The 16,941-nt window shown below is 65.9% G+C and carries 18 protein-coding genes; 11 read left to right on the forward strand and 7 right to left on the reverse strand.

What is annotated here, in order from left to right:
• The first annotated feature begins 32 nt into the window (after positions 1–32).
• The 3 genes from CNE_RS06860 (at position 33) to pbpG (ending at position 2,727) form a co-directional block, all read left to right on the forward strand.
• A complete protein-coding gene (locus CNE_RS06860; protein ID WP_013956400.1) occupies positions 33–512 on the forward strand; it encodes an acyl-CoA thioesterase in 480 nt (159 codons plus the stop codon).
• Positions 509–1,231, forward strand: a complete 723-nt coding sequence (locus tag CNE_RS06865; RefSeq protein WP_013956401.1) for a nitroreductase — start codon at positions 509–511, stop codon at positions 1,229–1,231. The genes CNE_RS06860 and CNE_RS06865 overlap by 4 nt, the downstream gene beginning before the upstream one ends.
• A 272-nt stretch (positions 1,232–1,503) precedes the next feature.
• Positions 1,504–2,727, forward strand: a complete 1,224-nt coding sequence (gene pbpG / locus CNE_RS06870) for a D-alanyl-D-alanine endopeptidase (protein ID WP_148271571.1) — start codon at positions 1,504–1,506, stop codon at positions 2,725–2,727.
• 68 nt (positions 2,728–2,795) lie between these two features.
• Here pbpG and CNE_RS06875 read toward each other — a convergent pair whose 3' ends face one another.
• From CNE_RS06875 to CNE_RS06885, 3 genes are all read right to left on the reverse strand, one after another.
• Positions 2,796–4,208, reverse strand: coding sequence for an FAD-binding oxidoreductase (locus tag CNE_RS06875; protein ID WP_013956403.1), 1,413 nt, complete (start codon positions 4,206–4,208; stop codon positions 2,796–2,798).
• A gap of 15 nt (positions 4,209–4,223) precedes the next feature.
• The gene (locus CNE_RS06880; RefSeq protein ID WP_013956404.1) at positions 4,224–4,973 is read right to left on the reverse strand and encodes a FadR/GntR family transcriptional regulator; all 750 of its coding nucleotides are present in this window, start codon (positions 4,971–4,973) and stop codon (positions 4,224–4,226) included.
• 141 nt (positions 4,974–5,114) lie between these two features.
• Positions 5,115–5,900 carry an IclR family transcriptional regulator gene (locus CNE_RS06885; protein WP_013956405.1) on the reverse strand — a complete coding sequence of 262 codons (786 nt, stop codon included), beginning with the start codon at positions 5,898–5,900 and terminating at the stop codon, positions 5,115–5,117.
• 235 nt (positions 5,901–6,135) lie between these two features.
• Here CNE_RS06885 and CNE_RS06890 point away from each other — a divergent pair, with 235 nt between their 5' ends.
• Genes CNE_RS06890 through CNE_RS06900 form a run of 3 tightly spaced genes read left to right on the forward strand, consistent with a single transcriptional unit; the run spans position 6,136 to position 8,569 of the window.
• Positions 6,136–6,861 (forward strand): (Fe-S)-binding protein, encoded by a 726-nt coding sequence (locus CNE_RS06890; protein WP_011615043.1) that lies wholly within the window; start codon positions 6,136–6,138, stop codon positions 6,859–6,861.
• Positions 6,862–6,890: 29 nt separating this feature from the next.
• On the forward strand, positions 6,891–8,303 hold the full coding sequence (locus CNE_RS06895; protein ID WP_013956406.1) for a LutB/LldF family L-lactate oxidation iron-sulfur protein: 1,413 nt from the start codon (positions 6,891–6,893) through the stop codon (positions 8,301–8,303).
• A complete protein-coding gene (locus CNE_RS06900) occupies positions 8,300–8,569 on the forward strand; it encodes a hypothetical protein (protein WP_011615045.1) in 270 nt (89 codons plus the stop codon). The genes CNE_RS06895 and CNE_RS06900 overlap by 4 nt, the downstream gene beginning before the upstream one ends.
• An 18-nt stretch (positions 8,570–8,587) precedes the next feature.
• Here CNE_RS06900 and CNE_RS06905 read toward each other — a convergent pair whose 3' ends face one another.
• Positions 8,588–9,475 (reverse strand): LysR substrate-binding domain-containing protein, encoded by an 888-nt coding sequence (locus CNE_RS06905; RefSeq protein WP_013956407.1) that lies wholly within the window; start codon positions 9,473–9,475, stop codon positions 8,588–8,590.
• A 151-nt stretch (positions 9,476–9,626) separates the two neighbouring features.
• Here CNE_RS06905 and CNE_RS06910 point away from each other — a divergent pair, with 151 nt between their 5' ends.
• From CNE_RS06910 to CNE_RS06920, 3 genes are read left to right on the forward strand one after another with little or no spacing between them, the layout of a single operon-like run.
• Positions 9,627–10,628 carry an ornithine cyclodeaminase family protein gene (locus tag CNE_RS06910; protein ID WP_013956408.1) on the forward strand — a complete coding sequence of 334 codons (1,002 nt, stop codon included), beginning with the start codon at positions 9,627–9,629 and terminating at the stop codon, positions 10,626–10,628.
• Positions 10,625–11,461 (forward strand): phosphate/phosphite/phosphonate ABC transporter substrate-binding protein, encoded by an 837-nt coding sequence (locus tag CNE_RS06915; RefSeq protein WP_013956409.1) that lies wholly within the window; start codon positions 10,625–10,627, stop codon positions 11,459–11,461. Before CNE_RS06910 ends, CNE_RS06915 begins: the two co-directional genes overlap by 4 nt.
• Before the next feature lie 56 nt (positions 11,462–11,517).
• On the forward strand, positions 11,518–12,564 hold the full coding sequence (locus CNE_RS06920) for a tripartite tricarboxylate transporter substrate binding protein (RefSeq protein ID WP_013956410.1): 1,047 nt from the start codon (positions 11,518–11,520) through the stop codon (positions 12,562–12,564).
• 64 nt (positions 12,565–12,628) lie between these two features.
• Here CNE_RS06920 and CNE_RS06925 read toward each other — a convergent pair whose 3' ends face one another.
• From CNE_RS06925 to CNE_RS06935, 3 genes are all read right to left on the reverse strand, one after another.
• Entirely contained in the window at positions 12,629–13,423 is a 795-nt protein-coding gene (locus CNE_RS06925; RefSeq protein ID WP_013956411.1) for an ABC transporter ATP-binding protein, read from the reverse strand.
• A gap of 1 nt (position 13,424) precedes the next feature.
• Entirely contained in the window at positions 13,425–14,321 is an 897-nt protein-coding gene (locus tag CNE_RS06930; protein WP_013956412.1) for an ABC transporter permease, read from the reverse strand.
• Positions 14,322–14,496: 175 nt separating this feature from the next.
• Complete coding sequence (locus CNE_RS06935; protein ID WP_013956413.1) at positions 14,497–15,474, reverse strand: ABC transporter substrate-binding protein; 978 nt, start codon at positions 15,472–15,474, stop codon at positions 14,497–14,499.
• A gap of 200 nt (positions 15,475–15,674) precedes the next feature.
• On the opposite strand from CNE_RS06935, the gene CNE_RS40965 reads away from it, so the two are divergent.
• Positions 15,675–15,866 carry a hypothetical protein gene (locus tag CNE_RS40965; RefSeq protein WP_148271572.1) on the forward strand — a complete coding sequence of 64 codons (192 nt, stop codon included), beginning with the start codon at positions 15,675–15,677 and terminating at the stop codon, positions 15,864–15,866.
• Positions 15,867–16,112: 246 nt separating this feature from the next.
• Entirely contained in the window at positions 16,113–16,931 is an 819-nt protein-coding gene (locus CNE_RS06940; RefSeq protein WP_013956414.1) for a DUF2092 domain-containing protein, read from the forward strand.
• Positions 16,932–16,941 lie beyond the last annotated feature (10 nt).

Consider the following 16,941-nt stretch of genomic DNA (forward strand, 5'->3'; position numbering starts at 1 on the left):
ATTCCTATTCCATCCTGTTCCGTCCACGTCTCATGAAACCGCAAGCCGAGTCGCGCAGTGCCTATCCGTACTTCCAGCCGATCACCACGCGTTGGATGGATAACGATGTCTATGGCCACGTTAACAACGTTGTCTACTACAGTTATTTTGATACCGTGGTGAATACCTACCTGATCCGGCAGGGCGTGCTCGATGTCACATCGGGCGACACGATCGGGCTGGTGATCGAGACGCAGTGCAACTACTTCTCGTCGCTCAGCTTCCCCGAGACCGTCGTGGCCGGCCTGCGCGTGGCAAGGCTGGGCACGTCGAGCGTGCGCTATGAGGTCGGGCTGTTCAGCGGCGACAACGAGATCGCCGCCGCGCAGGGGCATTTCATCCACGTCTATGTCGATCGCGCCACGCGCCGGCCGGTGCCGTTGCCCGAGCCGCTGCGCGAGGCGCTGCTGCCGTTGGTGATGACCGACGCGGTGGCGGGCGGGCAAGGGTGGGAACGGGGCAACAGGAGATGAACAAGATGTCCCACGAGGTGCAATTCGGTTCGCAGGATGCCGTGGACTGCGTGGATCGCGCGATCCTGACGCGGCGTTCGGTGCGGGCCTTTCTCGATACGCAGGTGCCGCGCCGGACCGTCGAAGAAATCCTGGCCGTGGCCAGCCGTGCGCCGTCGGGCACCAATACGCAGCCGTGGCGCGTCTATGTGCTGTCCGGCGAGGCCAAGGCCAAGCTGTGCGCCGATGTGCTGTGCGCCTACGAAGACCCCGAGCGCGACAGCAAGTACCTGGAGGAGTATCCGTACTACCCGCGCGAGTGGGCCGATCCCTACTTGTCGCGGCGGCGCAAGGTGGGCTGGGACCTGTACGGGCTGCTTGAGATCAGCCGTGAAGACAAGGCGCGCATGCATGAACAGCATGCGCGCAACTTCCGTTTCTTCGATGCGCCGGTGGGGATGATCTTCACCATCGACCGCATCATGGAGCAGGGCAGCTGGCTGGACTACGGCATGTTCCTGCAAAGCATCATGGTCGCCGCCCGGGCGCGGGGGCTCGATACCTGCCCGCAGGCGGCGTTCACGCAATTCCACAAGATCATCGGCAGTCACCTGCGGCTGCCGCCGGAGGAAATGGTGGTGTGCGGCATGTCACTGGGTTTTGCCGACCCGGAAGCGATCGAGAACCAACTGACCACGGAACGTGAACCGGTCAGCGAGTTCGCGCGTTTCCTCTCATAGTAAAGCTTGTATCAATGTGTAACGATGAATGCCGATATACAAGGTGACTTCCCTGTGTTGGCTGGAGTGTTTCCAGGAGGCAGCAAGGTGAACCCGGGTACGCCCGGGGCAAGCCAGAGGCGGTTCGCATGCAAACGTGACCTTTTGGTTGCTTTTTCCACAATGTGGAAATGTTTGCAAATCGAACTTTAAGGAGCGTCTGTAAGTCTTTAATCTTGCTAACAATTTCTTTCTTTCCTACACTAGCGCCATTCCTATGCGCTGAACGAATCATGTTCCGGTCTGATTCCATTTTTTCCAGATTCTTCGGCTCCGCACCCCTGTCCGCTGTTGCTGCCGCGGTCCTGGTGTCGGTGTCGATGGTCGCGGCACCCGTGGCCCTAGCGGCCACCACGTCTGCAACCACCCAAAAAACGCCCAAGAAGCAGGCAAAATCGGCTAACGCCGAGAAAAAGAGTGCTTCGAAGACTGTCGCCAAGAGTTCGCGTGGCGGCAAGGTCGCCAAGAGCGAAGCAAGCAGCACGCGCAAGGTGGTGGTGCTGAGGAACGGCAAGCGCCATACCGTTGTGGCCCAGCGCGCGGCGCCCGTGCGCGCCGTCTTCACCCCGGCCAAGCCGTCGCTGGGCGAAGCCATGGGCTTGCGCGACACGGATGACGCGCTGGCACTGCGTTCCAGCGTGGCGCTGGTGATGGACCAGAACTCAAACGAGGTGCTGTTCCAGAAGAACGCCAGCGCGGTGCTGCCGATTGCCTCGATCACCAAGCTGATGACCGCGCTGGTGGTGATGGACGCCCGCCTGCCGATGGACGAAGTCCTGACCATCTCCGAGGACGACCGCGACACCGAGAAGCACAGCAGTTCGCGCCTGCGCTTCGGTACGCAGTTGACGCGCCAGGAACTGCTGCTGCTGGCGCTGATGTCGTCCGAGAACCGCGCCGCGTCGGCACTGGGCCGCAACTATCCGGGCGGCCTGCCGGCCTTTGTGCAGGCGATGAACCGCAAGGCCCGCGAGCTGGGCATGAACGACAGCCACTTCGTCGATTCCAGCGGGCTGTCGAGCAGCAATGTGTCGAGCGCGACAGACCTGGTGCGCATGGTCAACGCAGCGTACCGCAACCCGACCATCCGCGAGTTCTCGACGCAGACCGAGCATGAGGTCAACGTGATGGGCCGCACCCAGCACTACGTCAGCACCAACCGCCTGGTGCGCGGCGGCAACTGGGAGATCGGCCTGCAGAAGACCGGCTTTATCTCCGAAGCTGGCCAGTGCCTGGTGATGCAGGCCAAGGTCCAGGGCCGCAACGTGGTGATGGTGTTCCTGGACTCGGCCGGCAAGCTGTCGCGCTTTGCCGATGCCAACCGCGTCAAGGAATGGCTGGAGCATGCGCCGTCGCCATCGTCCCCGCAGCGTGGCTTCCCGTCGTCGCCGAACCTGACGCAGGCTCCGGGCGGCGCGCACGCGATCCTGGCTTCGCAGCAGTCGCGCGGCATTTGATACGGAACGCCTGACCGGAAAAAACGCGCCGTGCTACGGCGCGTTTTTCTTTTTGGCGGCCGCGGCCGTCAGAGCAGCTTGCCGGGGTTCATGATCCCGGCCGGGTCGAACACGGCCTTGATTTCGCGCATCAGCCGCAGTTCCAGCGGGTCCTTCATGGCCAGGAAGGCATGGCGCTTGAGCTGGCCGATGCCATGCTCGGCGCTGATGCTGCCGCCGTAGCGCATCACTTCGTCCAGCACTGCGTCGGTCACCGCATCGCCTTGCGTGGCCGCCCAGTCCCTGGGCGCGCCGGCTGGGCGCGACAGGTTGTAGTGCAGGTTGCCGTCGCCGAAGTGCCCGAAGATAAAGGGCCGGATGGCGGGATCGAGCCCACGCAGCCGCGTTTCCATCGAGGTCATGAAGGCCGGGATCTGCTCGATCGGCAGCGAGATGTCGTGCTTCAGGTGCGGGCCGTCGGCGCGCTGTGCCTCGGAGATTTCCTCGCGCAGTTTCCACAGCGCCTGCAATTGTGCGAGCGAGGCAGACACGGCTGCATCGAGGCACAGCTCGCGCTCCAGCGCCTCGCCGATGACGCGTTCGAGCAGCGCGTTCAGTGCCGCTTCATCGGTGGTGTCGGCCAGTTCCACCAGCACATAGGCGGGGTAGCGCTGCGCAAACGGTTCCTGCACCCCTTCCGCGTGCGTGAGCACCAGGTCCAGGCAGTCGCCGGTAAAGAACTCGAAGGCCTGCAGGCGCGCGCCGCATTGCGCGAACAGCAGCTCGTAGAGTGCCAGCGACTGCGCCGGTGAGGCCACCGCCGCCAGCACCACGCTGCGCGTGTCGGTGCGCGGGAACAGCCGCAGCGCGGCCGCGGTGATCACGCCGAGCGTGCCTTCGGAGCCGATCAGCAACTGCTTCAGGTCATAGCCGGTATTGTCCTTGCGCAGCGTGCGCAGGCCGTGGAAGACCTCGCCGTTGGGCAGCACGGCTTCCACGCCCAGCACCAGCTCGCGCGCCATGCCATAGCGCACCACGTTCACGCCGCCGGCATTGGTCGCAAGGTTGCCGCCGATCTGGCATGAATCTTCAGCCGCCAGCGACAGCGGCAGCAACCGGTTGGCGTCTTGCGCCGCGCGGCGCAGGTTGCCGAGGATGCAGCCGGCCTCGGCAACCATGGTGTTGGCGATGGTGTCGAGCGAGCGCACCGCGTTCATGCGATCCAGGCTCAGCACCACGTTCTGCGCCTGCGCATCGGGTGTGGCGCCGCCGCACAGGCCGGTATTGCCGCCGCGCGGCACCACCGGCACCGCGGCCTGCTGGCACAGCGCCAGGGCGCGCGACACCTCGTCCACGGTACGCGGCCGCAGCACGGCCTGGGCCTGGCCGCGGTAGATGCCGCGCCAGTCGGACAGCCACGGGGCGATGTCGTCGGGGTTGGTCAGGACGGTGTCGGCGCCGAGGGCCTCGGTGAGCCGCTGGGCGAATTGGCCGGTTTGCATGATGGCGGTGTCGTTTCAGGAAAGGGAAGGGTGGCTGCTGGCGCGCGCTGTCGACGTTTCATCGGCGCGCGTGCGCAGCACAAGGCCAAGTCGGCGTGCGGCGCATTGCAGGTGCGTCACCGCGGCGGCGCGGGCTGCCGCGGCATCGCCACGGCGGATAGCATCGACGATCGCTTCATGCTCGGCATGCACGGTCTCGGCCAGGCCGGCCTGGCGCAGCGTATTGGCGCGCGCGGTGGCCACGGCCTGGTGCAGCTGCAGGTTCAGGTACTGCAGCAGCTGGCGGTAGTAGGGGTTGTGCGTGGCGGCGGCAATGCCGATATGGAAGGCGGCGTCGATATCGGCGGCCGGCTGCGGGTCATAGAGATGAGCGTGCAGCCGCTGCAGCAACCCGCTCAGTGCGGCCACGTCCTCATCGCTGCGGCGCGCGGCGGCCAGCGCCGCGGCGGCGCCTTCCAGGTCGATGCGCAGGTCGTACAGGTCCGCCAGCCCGCTGGCGTCGATATCGGGTTCGCGCGGCAGCTGGAACCCCGCCGCGCCGGTACGCGAGCGCACCGTGCAGCCAACGCCCTGGCGTGACTCGACGAACCCCTGCGAGCGCAGGTGCTCGGTGACTTCGCGGATCACCGCGGCGCTGACGCCGTACTGCTCGGCCAGCTGCCTGCCGGTCGGCAGCCGACTGCCGACGGGGTAGGTGCCGTTTTCGATGTCGGCGCGCAGCTGGCGGGTGACCTGTTCGGTGAGGGTGACGGCGCGGGTTCGCATGGGTGCCGATTATAAGGTTTGCTGGTTATCTGAAAACATAGGGTAAACCATTGAATTGGGATGGCCGCAGCCCCAAAGCAAAACGCGCGGACTGCCATGATGGCAGTCCGCGCGTTGGCGGTGGCTGGTGATTCGGTCTTTTCAGGCGGCAGCTTCGGTCACGTAGCCCATGCCGCGCGAGATCTGCAGCGCCGTGTCCTTCAGGTTCTGCAGCCAGCTGTCCTGCAGCCGGTCGGCCGGCGCCGACAGCGACAGCCCGGCCACCAGCCGGCGCGAATCGTCATAGATGCCGGCAGCAATGCAGCGCACGCCAAGTTCCAGCTCTTCATTGTCGCGCGCATAGCCGTTGGAGCGCACCCAGCTGAGTTCCCGCTCGAGCTTGGTCAGGTCGGTGATCGAGGTGCGCGTATGTCCGGCCAGCCCGGTGCGGGTGGCGTAGTTGCGCACGCGCGCGGCTTCGTCCGCAGCCAGGAACAGCTTGCCGACCGAGGTCAGGTGCAGCGGCGCGCGGCCGCCGATGGCGCGCACCACCTGCATGCCCGAGCGCTCGCTGTAGGCGCGCTCGATGTAGACGATCTCGTCGCCCTGGCGCACCGACAGGTTCACGGTCTGGCCGGTGACGCGGTGCAGCGCGCGCATCGGCGCCAGCGCCGCGTCGCGCACCGACAGGCGTGCCTTGACCAGGTTGCCCAGTTCCAGCAGCCGCATGCCGAGCCGGTAGCTGCCGGGATCGGAGCGGTCGACAAAGCGGCAGGCCACCATGTCGTTGAGGATGCGGTGGGCAGTTGAGGGATGCAGCCCCGTGGCCAGTGACAGCTCTTTCAGGCTGACCGGGTCGGCGTGCTGCGCGAGCGCGTCCAGCAGGGTCATCATGCGCTCGATGACCTGGATGGACGTCTTGCCGGGTGACTTGTCTGCGTCGGACATAGATGGGAAAAAGAAAAATGTTGCCTTGCGGCATTTTTAAGCGTCTGCCTGATTCTATCTCGCATTGTGAAAATTTCAATAGGTGAAATGACATTACCGTAAGAAATGCCCGGTGATGTCGCTCGCGTAAGTGATGTGCATTGCACCCGATTCACGCCCTTGCTGAACGGTTTGTGCGCCACGCGCGACGCAAACGCGCATAATTGTGGGGTTTCGGGGTCTGGAGAAGTCGACAATGCGAGTTGGTCTGTTCGCCACCTGCCTGGTGGACCTGATGCGTCCGGAAATCGGGTTTTCGGTGCTCAAGCTGCTGGAAGCCGCCGGCTACGAGGTCATGGTGCCCGAGGCGCAGACCTGCTGCGGCCAGCCGGCCTACAACTCGGGCGAGCGCGCGGTGTCGCGCGACCTGGCGGAGAAATTCCTGCGCGAGTTCGAGATGTTCGACTACATCGTGGTGCCGTCGGGCAGTTGCGGCGGCATGATCCGCCAGCATTACGGCGACCTGCTGCACAACGATCCCGAACTCAACGGCCGCTACGAGCGCCTGCGCGAACGCGTGTTCGAGCTGACGGATTTCCTGGTCAACGTGGCCAGGGTGCAGACGCTGCCGTCGTCGTTCTCGGGCCATGTCACCTATCACGATTCCTGTTCCGGCCTGCGCGAGCTGGGCGTCAAGCAGCAGCCGCGTGAGCTGCTGTCGCGCCTGCCGGGCGTGCAGCTGACAGAAATGAAGGATTGCGAAGCCTGCTGCGGTTTTGGCGGCACCTTCTCGGTCAAGTACGGCAATATCTCGACGGCGATCGTCGATGAGAAGTGCGCCAACATCAAGGCCAGCGGCGCCGATACGGTGGTGCTGGGCGACCTGGGTTGCATCCTCAATATCGAAGGCCGCCTGCGCCGCACCGGCGACAGCAGCACGCGCGTGCTGCATATCGCCCAGGTGCTAGCGGGCGACGCCTGACATCCGCTGAAATCCGGGGAATCGCCACGATGCAAGTCCACAGCATGGAATTCAAGGCGCGCGCCGGCCAGAAGCTGGCCGACCAGCGCCTGCAGCAGAACCTGAAGAAGCTTTCGACCAAGTTCGTCACGGCCCGCGCGGATGCGATCCGCGATATCGACTTCGACGCCACGCGCGAGGCCCTCAAGGAGCGCCGCAACCGCGCGCTGGAAAACCTCGACGTCTGGCTGGCCACCTTCGAAGAGAACGCGACCAGGCGCGGCGCCACGGTGCTGTTTGCCGAGACCACCGCCGATGCCGCGCGCCTGGTGGCCGAGATCGCGCAGAAGCATGGCGTGAAGAAGGTCATCAAGAGCAAGTCCATGGTGACCGAGGAAATGCGGCTGAACCAGGTGCTCGGCGAGATGGGCGTGCAGAGCATCGAGACCGACCTGGGCGAATACATCCTGCAGATCAACGACTCGGAGCCGCCGTCGCACATCATTGCGCCGGTGGTGCACAAGGACAAGGACGAGATCGCCGACCTGTTCGCCAGGGTTCACCACAAGCCGCGGCTGACCGAGATCCCGGAGATGACGCGCGAGGCGCGCGAAGTGCTGCGGCCCGAGTTCCTGAGCGCCGACATGGGCGTCACCGGCGGCAACTTCATCATTGCCGAGACCGGCTCGGTGGCGGTGGTCACCAACGAGGGCAACGAAGGCATGTGCACGGTGATGCCGCGCGTGCACGTGGCCGTGACCGGCATCGAAAAGGTGCTGCCGACGCTGGAAGACCTGGCCACGGTGATGCGCCTGCTGCCGCGCTCGGCCACCGGCCAGGCCATCTCGAACTACTTCTCGCTGCTGACCGGCCCGCGCGCCGAGGGCGAGCGCGACGGCCCCGAGCACATGTACTTCGTGCTGGTCGATGGCGGCCGCACCGGGCTGATCGGCGGCGACTTCCAGGAGATGCTGCGCTGTATCCGCTGCGGCGCCTGCATGAATCATTGCCCGGTGTACCAGAAGATCGGCGGCCATGCCTATGGCTGGGTCTACCCGGGACCGATGGGCAGCGTGCTGACGCCAAGCTATGTCGGCCTCGCCAATGCGATCGACCTGCCACAGGCGGCGACCATGTGCGGCGAGTGCAACCGCGTGTGCCCGGCATCGATCCCGCTGTCGGACCTGCTGCGCAAGCTGCGCGAGAAGCAGATGGAACGCGGGCTGCGCCCATGGCAGGAGCGCTTCGCGCTGCAGGCGTGGGGCTACGTCGCCAAGCGCCCGGAGCTGTATGCCTTTGCCACCCGCATCGGCGCCTGGCTGCTGGGCCGCATGGGCGGCAGCAACAAGCTGATTGCCAGCCTGCCGATGGCCGGCAAGGGCTGGACCGAAACCCGCGACATGCCGGCCCCGTCGGGCCGCACGTTCCGCGAACTGTACAAGGAAAGGAGGGCACGTTCATGAGCGCCGCCAACAACGAAGCACTGGCGCGCATGCGTGCCGCACTGGACCAGCACCTGGCCGGATCGATGCCCGCTGGCGACCTGGTGCGCGCATGGCGCGAAGCCGGTACGGGGCTGGCGCTGCCGCCGGTCTACGGGCAGGCAATGGAAGAGCTGCTGCGCCGGCTCGAGATGTCGGCAGTGTTCGCGCAGGATAGCTGCTCGTTCTCGAGCTCGGCTGTGACAGACCAGCTGACGCGCTGGCTGGACAAGGCGGCAACAGTCTGAGGCTTCAGTACAGCACCACTAACCCTTCATCATCCCCGTCAGCGTATCCACGAATTCCAGCGACAGCCGCGACAGCGGTTCGGTCTGCACATGGAAGATCTGCACCGAGGCATTGACCTTGGTGCGTACCGGCACCGCGACGATATTGGGCCAGCTCTGGCCGAACACGGTCATGGCATCGACCAGCGCGATGCCGGCGCCGGCCTGCGCCAGCGCGCGCGCCACGTGCGCCTGCTCCACCTGCACGCGCATATCGGGCTGGTTGCCCTCGCTGCCGAACATCTCATGGACCAGCAATCCGAACGGCACGTCCGGTCCGTAGCCGATCAGGTCCTCCCCGACCAGCTCGGCCGGGCGCACCCAACTCCGCGTGGCCAGCCGGTGATCCACCGGCACCAGCGCCACGATCGCGTTCTTTACCAGCAGGCGCGCCTCCAGGTTGGGGTGCACCAGCGGCATGTTCGACACGGCCAGGTCCACCTGTCCCGACAGTAACGCGCGCAGCATATTGCCGGGGATCTGCGTACGCACCACCACCCGCACCGCCGGGTGCGCAGCGCGAAAGCTCGCGATGGCGCGCGGCAGCACGGTCTGGCCCAGGTTGGGGCTGCATGTGAGGCGCAGGCTGCCGGTGCGGTTGGCCGCGAGGTCCTCGGCGATCTCGTTGACGCGCTCGATCCCTTCATAGACCGCATTCACTTCGCCCAGCAGGCGCCGCGCTTCCGGCGTAGGGTAGAGCCGCCCCTTGGTGCGGCGGAACAATTCCAGGCCGAGGCGTTGCTCGGTGTGCGACATCAACCGGCTGATGGCCGGCTGCGACACGTACAGCAGCTTGGACGCACCGCTGATCGAGCCGGTCAGCATCACCGCGCGGAACACCTCGATCTGGCGCAGGTTCATTTTCATGACATTAACCTGATGTTAAGGCTGGCGGACATATAAGCATATGACAGTCAATGGCGCCATACCTACACTGAACTCCATCGACACACGCCGCGCGCCGCAGGGCACGCACCAGCGATGTGCAGGGTTTTCCATCCCGGAGGCAGGAGACTGTATGAGCGACATCCATCTCACCTACATCAACGGCAAGGACATCGCGCGCCTGGAAATGACCGACGCCGAGATCCTCGACGCGGTCGAGCAGGCGCTCGTGGCGCAGGGCAACGGCCAGACCGTGATCGAGCCACGCGTGCACCTGATTCCCGACCCCGCCTTCAACGGCCACTTCAACGTGTTGCGCGGCTATGTGGCGCCGCTGGGGCTGGCAGGCGTCAAGATCGTCGGCGACTTCGTCGACAACTACAAGCTCGGGCTGCCATCGGAAATGGCGATGCTCAACCTGTTCGATCCGCGCACCGGCATGCCGGTGGCGATGATCGATGCCACCTTCATTACCGATGCCCGCACCGGCGCGCTAACCGCGCTCGGCGCCAAGCATCTGGCGCGCCGCAACAGCAAGGTGCTGGGCCATATCGGCGCGCGCGGCACCTCCTACTGGAATGTGCGCCTGCTCGACAGCCTGTTCGACTTCGACGAGATCCGCGTGCACTCGCGCCGCCCCGAAAGCCGCAATGCCTTCGCCGCGAGGCTGGAGCGTGATCTCGGCAAGAAGATCGTCGTCACCGAAGACTGGGAGTCGTGCGTGCGCGGCGCCGATATCGTGATCGAGGCCTCGCGCCTGGAGCGGCCGACGCCGATGCTGAAGACCGAGTGGATCAAGCCCGGCGCCTTTATCGTGCCGTACGGCACCATGAGCGCGGTCGAGCTGTCGCTGACCGACATCATGACCAGGATGGTGGTGGATGACTGGGGCCAGTGCAAGGGCGGCATGTTCGGCTCGCTGCGCGCGCATGTGGAAGCCGGCAAGCTGTCGGAACAGACGCTCTATGCCGAACTGGGCGAGATCGTCGCCGGGCGCAAGCCGGGCCGCCAGAGCGACGACGAGACCAACCTGTTCTGGCACCGCGGCCTGTCGCTGAGCGATATCGCGCTGGGCCACGCTATCCTGAAAAAGGCCGAGAGCCGCGGCCTGGGCCAGAGGTTGCTCTACGCATGATCGCCAACGCCCGCATGTACTCGGTCAGCGCGCCGGTGGAGCAGGCGTGGCGCGCGCTGTTGGCGCACGTGGCCGACCGCGCCGGCGTGGACCTGCCATATGTCGAACATCCCGCGCCGGCCCCGGTCAACGCGTTGTGGGCGCGGCTGGACTGCGGCTGCGTATTCATGTGCGGCTATCCCTATGCCAGCGCGCCGGCAACGCCGCAATTGCTGGCCGCGCCGGTGCCGGCGCTGGCGCGCTACGGCGGGCGCCCGGTCTACTTCAGCGAATTCATCGTGCGTGCTGACGCGCCGGTGCAGGCGCTGGCGCAGACCTTCGGCGCTCGGCTGGCATGCATGCTGCCTGAGTCCAACTCGGGCTACAACGCGCCGCGCCATCACCTGATGCGGCTGGCGCCGGCCGGCACCCGTGCGCTGTACCGGCCTGCCGCCGCACCCACGCCGACCCCGCGCCAAGTCATCGACGCGGTCATCGGCGGGGATGCCGAGGTGGGAGTGGTCGACAGCTATGTGCTGGACCTGCTGCGCCGCTTCGAACCCGGGCTCGCGGGGCAGCTGAAAACGCTGGAGGTGACCCCGGCCGCGCCGATCCCGCCGCTGGTCGCCTCCGCGCAGGCCGACCCGCACGAGTGCGCGTATGTGCGTGCCGCGCTGCTGACGCTGCATGAGGGTGCAACGGGGAGCGCGTTGCTGTCCATGCTGGGGCTGGCGCGCTTTGCGCCGGTGCAACCGGCCGACTATGCCGTTCTGCCTGAACTCGCACGCGAAGCGGACCAGGCGGGGTTTGCGCTGACCGATGCCGGACCGGGCACGGCCAAGCACGATAACTAGACTGCCGGCGCGGTGGGGGAGCCAAGCCTGATCACTGCCAAATAGGGGAAACCGTCATGAAGACCGCTGTGAAACCTGATGTGGAAGCTGCCGTGAAGCCCGCCGTAAATCCTGTCCTTCGACGCATGGCCATGCGCTGCATACTTGCCTGCATCGCGGCCTGCGCCCCGTGGCTCGCTGCCGCACCCGCGCTGGCCCAGCCGCCTGGGTATCCCGCCAAGCCGGTGCGCATCGTGGTGCCGTTCGCCGCCGGCGGGCCCGCCGATGTGCTCGGCCGCGCGGTCGGCGAAGGCATCGCCAAGGCCACCGGCCAGAGCGTGCTGGTGGAGAACAAGGCCGGCGCCGCCGGCACCATCGGCGTCGACATGGTGGCCAAGGCCGCGCCCGACGGCTATACGCTGGCGCTGGTGCCGGTCGGCAATATCGCGGTGAACCCCACGCTGATGCCGAACCTGCCGTACAAGCCGGCCGACCTGGCGCCGGTGGCGATGCTGGCCACCGCCGAGAACGTGCTGGTGGTCAATGCGGCCACGCCAGTCAAATCGCTGGCGGAACTGCTCAAGCTGGCCGGGCAGAAGCCGGGTGAGCTGAGCTTTGCTTCGCCCGGCGCCGGCAGCCAGGCGCACTTGGCCGGCGAACTGCTGCAGCTGGATGCCCATGTCAAGCTGAACCACGTGCCGTACAAGGGCATCAGCCCGGCCATGACCGATGTGGTCGGCGGCCAGGTGACGATGATGTTCGCGCAGATGTCGGCGGCGCTGCCCTATATCAAGGCCGGCAAGCTGCGCCCGCTGGGTGTGGCCAGCGCCAAGCGCTCGGCGGTGCTGCCCGATGTACCGACCATCGCCGAACAGGGCTTCCCGAAGTTCGAGGCGTTGTCGTGGTATGCGCTGATGGCCCCGGCCGGTACGCCCGCGGAGATCGTGCGCAAGCTCAGTCAGCATGTTGATGCAGTGCTGGCTGATGCGACGCTGAAGGAAAAGCTGGCCACGCTGGGGATGGAAGCGGCCGGCGGCACGCCGCAGCAGCTTGCCACCACCATCCAGAAGGAAAGCACGCGCTGGGCCGGCGTGATTCGGCAGCGGCATATCACTATCGACTGACGCGTCGCGCACTGGCATGAAAAAGGGGAGCCGCCTGGCTCCCCCTCTTCATTGCACGCTGTCTTCAACCCAGCAAGAGCGCATCATCATCCAGCTGCTCGTGCCGCGTCTGCTCAAACATCTTCAGCAGGTCCGGCACATCCAGGCCCTTGCGCTTGTCGCCCGACACGTCCAGCACCACCTGCCCCTGGTGCAGCATCACCGTGCGCTGCCCATAGTCCAGCGCCTGGCGCATGCTGTGCGTCACCATCATCGTGGTCAGCTTGCTTTCCTCGACGATGCGCGCGGTCAGTTCCAGCACGAAGGCCGCGGTCTTCGGATCCAGTGCGGCCGTGTGCTCGTCCAGCAGCAGAATGCGCGACGGCTGCAGCGACGCCATCAGCAGGCTCACCGCCTGGCGCTGGCCACCGGAGAGCAGGCCGATGCGGTCGGTCAGGCGGTTTTCCAGGCCCAGGTTGAGCAGGCGCAGCTTCTCGCGGAACAGCTCGCGCGAGACGCGGTTTAGTGCCGGGCGGAAGCCGCGGCGGCTGCCGCGGGCCATGGCCAGGGCCATGTTTTCCTCGATGGTCAGCGCCTCGCAGGTGCCGGCCATCGGGTCCTGGAACACGCGGGCCACCAGTTGGGCGCGGTCCCATGCGGGCTGGCGCGTGACGTCGGTGTCATCGATGGCAATGCGGCCCGAGTCGACCATCTGGTCGCCGCTGATCGCGTTCAGGAAGGTCGACTTGCCGGCGCCGTTGGAGCCGATCACGGCCACGAACTGGCCGCTCGGGATCTCCAGGCTGAGGCCGCGCAGGGCGCGGGTCTCGATCGGGGTGCCCGGGTTGAAGGTGAGCTTCAGGTCTTGTGCGCGCAGCATCTCAGGCACCTCCGTTCTTGCGGGCGAACAGCTTCTTGCGGGTCGCCGGCAGCACCAGCGCGATCGTCACCAGCGCGGCGGTGACCAGGTTCAGGTCCTGCGCCTTGAGGCCGATGAAGTCGCTGTTCAGCGCCAGCGCGATGAAGAAGCGGTACAGGATGGCGCCCAGCACCACGGCCAGCGTGGTCCAGATCAGGCGGCGTGCCGGCAGGATGGTTTCGCCGATGATCACCGCGGCCAGGCCGATCACGATGGTGCCGATGCCCATGGAGATATCGGAGCCGCCCTGCGTCTGCGCGAACAGCGCGCCGGCCAGTGCCACCAGCGCATTGGACAGCGCCATGCCGGCCAGCGTGGCGCGGCCGGTGGGGATGCCCTGCGAGCGGGCCATGCGCGGGTTGGCGCCGGTGGCGCGCATCGCCAGGCCCAGCTGCGAGCTGAAGAACCAGTCCAGGCCGACCTTGGCCACCACCACCACCACGAGCAGCACCAGCGGGCGCAGCACGTAGTCAGGCAGCCATTCGGGCTGCAGGATGGTGAAAAGCGTGGGCTCGGTGATCAGCGGCACATTGGGGCGGCCCATGATGCGCAGGTTGACCGAGTACAGCGCGATCATCATCAGGATACTGGCGAGCAGATCCATGATCTTCAGGCGCACATTGAGCCAGCCGGTGATGAAGCCTGCCAGCGCGCCGGCCGCGATCGCCACGGCAGTGGCCACGAACGGGTCCTGGCCGGCGGCGATCAGCGTCGCGGCGACGGCGCCGCCGAGCGGAAAGCTGCCATCAACGGTCAGGTCGGGGAAGTTGAGGATGCGGAAGGAGATCAGCACCCCGAGCGCCACCAGGCTGAAGATCAGGCCGATCTCCAGGGCGCCCAGAAGGGAAAAGAGGGACATGGGGGAATCCTGTTGCAGGGGCTGGCGGCTGCCTTGGCGCCGCCTTCGGGGCGGGTGGGCCGGCACGCCCGTGTGGGGCTGCCGGCCGCCTCGCCCTGTTCTGTCCCGTCGGGCCGGATAGGCCCGACGGAGCACCCGCCGCCTTGCGGCGGCAGGAGGCAGTGCTGGTCTGTGCTTACTTGATGACCGTCTTGGCTTCCTTGACCAGCTCAGGCGACAGCGTGACGCCTTGCTTGGCAGCGGCGCCCGTGTTGACGAAGAGCTCCAGGTTGTCGCTGGTCTGCGAGGCGATCGCGCCCGGCTTCTCGCCCTTCAGGATGCGCACTACGACCTTGCCGGTCTGGTGGCCGAGGTCGCCGTAGTTGATGCCCAGCGCGGCCACGGCGCCACGCTTGACGCTGTCGGTATCGGCGGCCACCAGCGGGATCTTGGATTCGTTGGCGACCTTGACCAGGGACTCATACGCCGACACCACGTTGTTGTCGGTGTTGGTGTAGATCACGTCGACCTTGCCGATCAGGCTCTTGGCGGCCGGGCCGATGTCAACGGTACGCGGCGCGGCGGCTTCCTTGAGCGTCAGGCCGTCCTTGGCCAGCAGCTCCTTCAGTTCCTTGACCACGACCACCGAGTTGGCTTCGCCCGGGTTGTAGACCATGCCCACGGTCTTGGCCTTGGGCACCACGCGCTTGATCAGGGCGACCTGCTTGTCCAGCGGCAGCTTGTCCGACACGCCGGTCACGTTGGTGCCCGAGGCCGACCAGCTCTTGACCAGCTGCGCGGCGACCGGATCGGTCACGCCCGAGTACACCACCGGCACGGTCTTGGTGGCGGCAACCACGGCCTGGGCCGACGGCGTGGCGATGGCAACGATGGCGTTCGGGTTGTCGCCGACGAACTTGCGGGCGATCTGCGCCGCGGTGCCGGTGTTGCCCTGGGCACTCTGGTATTCCCACTTCAGGCTCTTGTCGGCGTCATAGCCGGCGGCCTTCAGTTCGGCGCGCACGCCGTCGCGGATGGCGTCCAGCGCGGGATGGTCAACGATCGACAGCACCTTGACGGTCTGGGCCTGCACGGCGCCGCCGTACAGCAGTGCCAGCGCCACGGCGCCGCCCAGGATGGACTTGGTTGCTGCGAGACCCCTGATGGACTTCATTGTCTGTTCTCCCCCGAAACTCGGTTCTGGATTGGATACGGCCGCGGATGGTTCGGTCCGCCGTCCTGGCCCGCGCGCATGCTGGCGTACGGTGCCGGTCCGGGCGGGCGCGGCGGCTTCCTGCGGCTGGAGGGAGCGTGCGCGGGCGCGTCGGATGCGACAGCGATAAGCCTGCGAGGATACCACTTCCCGCGCACGATATGGACAGTCATCATGCCGAAGTGGGGCATCGGATGCTGTCAGACGCCCGCAATCCGCCATCGAGGCGCATTTTATTGCGCGGGATTCATATTTTGCTTGTGGATTACCCTGATTGCGGCGGCGACATCTTCATGCAATTGCGCGATCCGGGTGTCGAGGCTTTCCTCGATCCCTGGCTTTCACCAGCATGATGAAAACGATGCGGCACGCGCCACGTAGTGGCGGTCAAAGCGGGGATCTTGAATTCACGTTTCGAAAAGATTCATGTCTTCCGATCGATATCCGGAATTTCAGATCAGCTAGCATTCATCCACCGTGGCAGCGCCGGGACACCCCTGGAAGAGGGCTTTGCCCCGAACTCTCCGGCACATCGCCGGATCCGCGAGCGATGAGATGGATTGTCCTCCGTGATGGCATCAAAACCTGTGAGGTTCGCTATGTATCGTGTCTTGAGTATTGCCGTGCTGGGGGTCTCGCTTGCGGCGTGCAGCAGCCCGGCCCCGACAGCTTCGGCGCCGGTTACCCAGCCCGCGTCGGTCCAGCCCGCGGCTTCCACTGAACCGGCGGCTGCCAGCAAGCCGGCAGCCAATGCCGTGGACCCGGCGGTGATCCAGGCCCTGAACAACATGGGCACCTACCTGTCGACGCTGAAGCGTTTCAGCGTCGATATCGACCTGGACGGAGAGCGCGTCCTGGCCGATGGCCAGAAGCTGCAGCATTCGGCGACCGCCAAGGTCGACATCGACCGGCCGAACAAGATGCGGGCGCAGATGCGAAGCGCGCGCGCGCAACGTGACCTGATCTACGACGGCAAGACCGTTACGCTCTACCAGCCGGCGCAAAAGTACTACGCGTCAGCCGGCGTGACGGAAAACCTTGGCGATCTGATCGTTCATCTGCGCCAGCGGTTCGGGATCGAGGTGCCGATCGGCGACCTGTTCCTGTGGGGAACGCCCGCGGCACCCGTGGACAACATCACCTCGGCCATGTATGCGGGCAGCGACTACATCGATGGCACCCTCTGCGATCACTATGCCTTGCGCCAGGAGGCGGTCGACTGGCAGATCTGGATTGCAAGCGGCAGCCGTCCGGTGCCGCGCAAGGTGGTGATGACCAACCGGGCTGACGAGGCACGTCCGCAGTCGGTAACCTGGCTGGACTGGAAGCTGAAGCCGGCTTTCAAGGATTCCGTCTTCCACTTCACGCCGCCGCAGGGCGCCCGTGAGGCCAAGTTCGTTCCGCTCAAGACCCAGTGAAGGAGAGGCA

Origin of the sequence: Cupriavidus necator N-1 (assembly GCF_000219215.1) — a bacterium.
GTDB lineage: Bacteria > Pseudomonadota > Gammaproteobacteria > Burkholderiales > Burkholderiaceae > Cupriavidus > Cupriavidus necator.

Coding starts and splice junctions, on each gene's coding strand:
- CNE_RS06910 (WP_013956408.1), top strand. CDS start 9,627: ATGAGCGACATCCATCTCACCTACATCAACGGCAAGGACATCGCGCGC.
- CNE_RS06895 (WP_013956406.1), top strand. CDS start 6,891: ATGCAAGTCCACAGCATGGAATTCAAGGCGCGCGCCGGCCAGAAGCTG.
- CNE_RS06935 (WP_013956413.1), bottom strand. CDS start 15,474: ATGAAGTCCATCAGGGGTCTCGCAGCAACCAAGTCCATCCTGGGCGGC.
- CNE_RS06885 (WP_013956405.1), bottom strand. CDS start 5,900: ATGTCCGACGCAGACAAGTCACCCGGCAAGACGTCCATCCAGGTCATC.
- CNE_RS06865 (WP_013956401.1), top strand. CDS start 509: ATGAACAAGATGTCCCACGAGGTGCAATTCGGTTCGCAGGATGCCGTG.
- CNE_RS06890 (WP_011615043.1), top strand. CDS start 6,136: ATGCGAGTTGGTCTGTTCGCCACCTGCCTGGTGGACCTGATGCGTCCG.
- CNE_RS06920 (WP_013956410.1), top strand. CDS start 11,518: ATGAAGACCGCTGTGAAACCTGATGTGGAAGCTGCCGTGAAGCCCGCC.
- CNE_RS06875 (WP_013956403.1), bottom strand. CDS start 4,208: ATGCAAACCGGCCAATTCGCCCAGCGGCTCACCGAGGCCCTCGGCGCC.
- CNE_RS06880 (WP_013956404.1), bottom strand. CDS start 4,973: ATGCGAACCCGCGCCGTCACCCTCACCGAACAGGTCACCCGCCAGCTG.
- CNE_RS06905 (WP_013956407.1), bottom strand. CDS start 9,475: ATGAAAATGAACCTGCGCCAGATCGAGGTGTTCCGCGCGGTGATGCTG.
- CNE_RS06860 (WP_013956400.1), top strand. CDS start 33: ATGAAACCGCAAGCCGAGTCGCGCAGTGCCTATCCGTACTTCCAGCCG.
- CNE_RS06900 (WP_011615045.1), top strand. CDS start 8,300: ATGAGCGCCGCCAACAACGAAGCACTGGCGCGCATGCGTGCCGCACTG.
- pbpG (WP_148271571.1), top strand. CDS start 1,504: ATGTTCCGGTCTGATTCCATTTTTTCCAGATTCTTCGGCTCCGCACCC.
- CNE_RS06930 (WP_013956412.1), bottom strand. CDS start 14,321: ATGTCCCTCTTTTCCCTTCTGGGCGCCCTGGAGATCGGCCTGATCTTC.
- CNE_RS06925 (WP_013956411.1), bottom strand. CDS start 13,423: ATGCTGCGCGCACAAGACCTGAAGCTCACCTTCAACCCGGGCACCCCG.
- CNE_RS06940 (WP_013956414.1), top strand. CDS start 16,113: ATGTATCGTGTCTTGAGTATTGCCGTGCTGGGGGTCTCGCTTGCGGCG.
- CNE_RS40965 (WP_148271572.1), top strand. CDS start 15,675: ATGGACAGTCATCATGCCGAAGTGGGGCATCGGATGCTGTCAGACGCC.
- CNE_RS06915 (WP_013956409.1), top strand. CDS start 10,625: ATGATCGCCAACGCCCGCATGTACTCGGTCAGCGCGCCGGTGGAGCAG.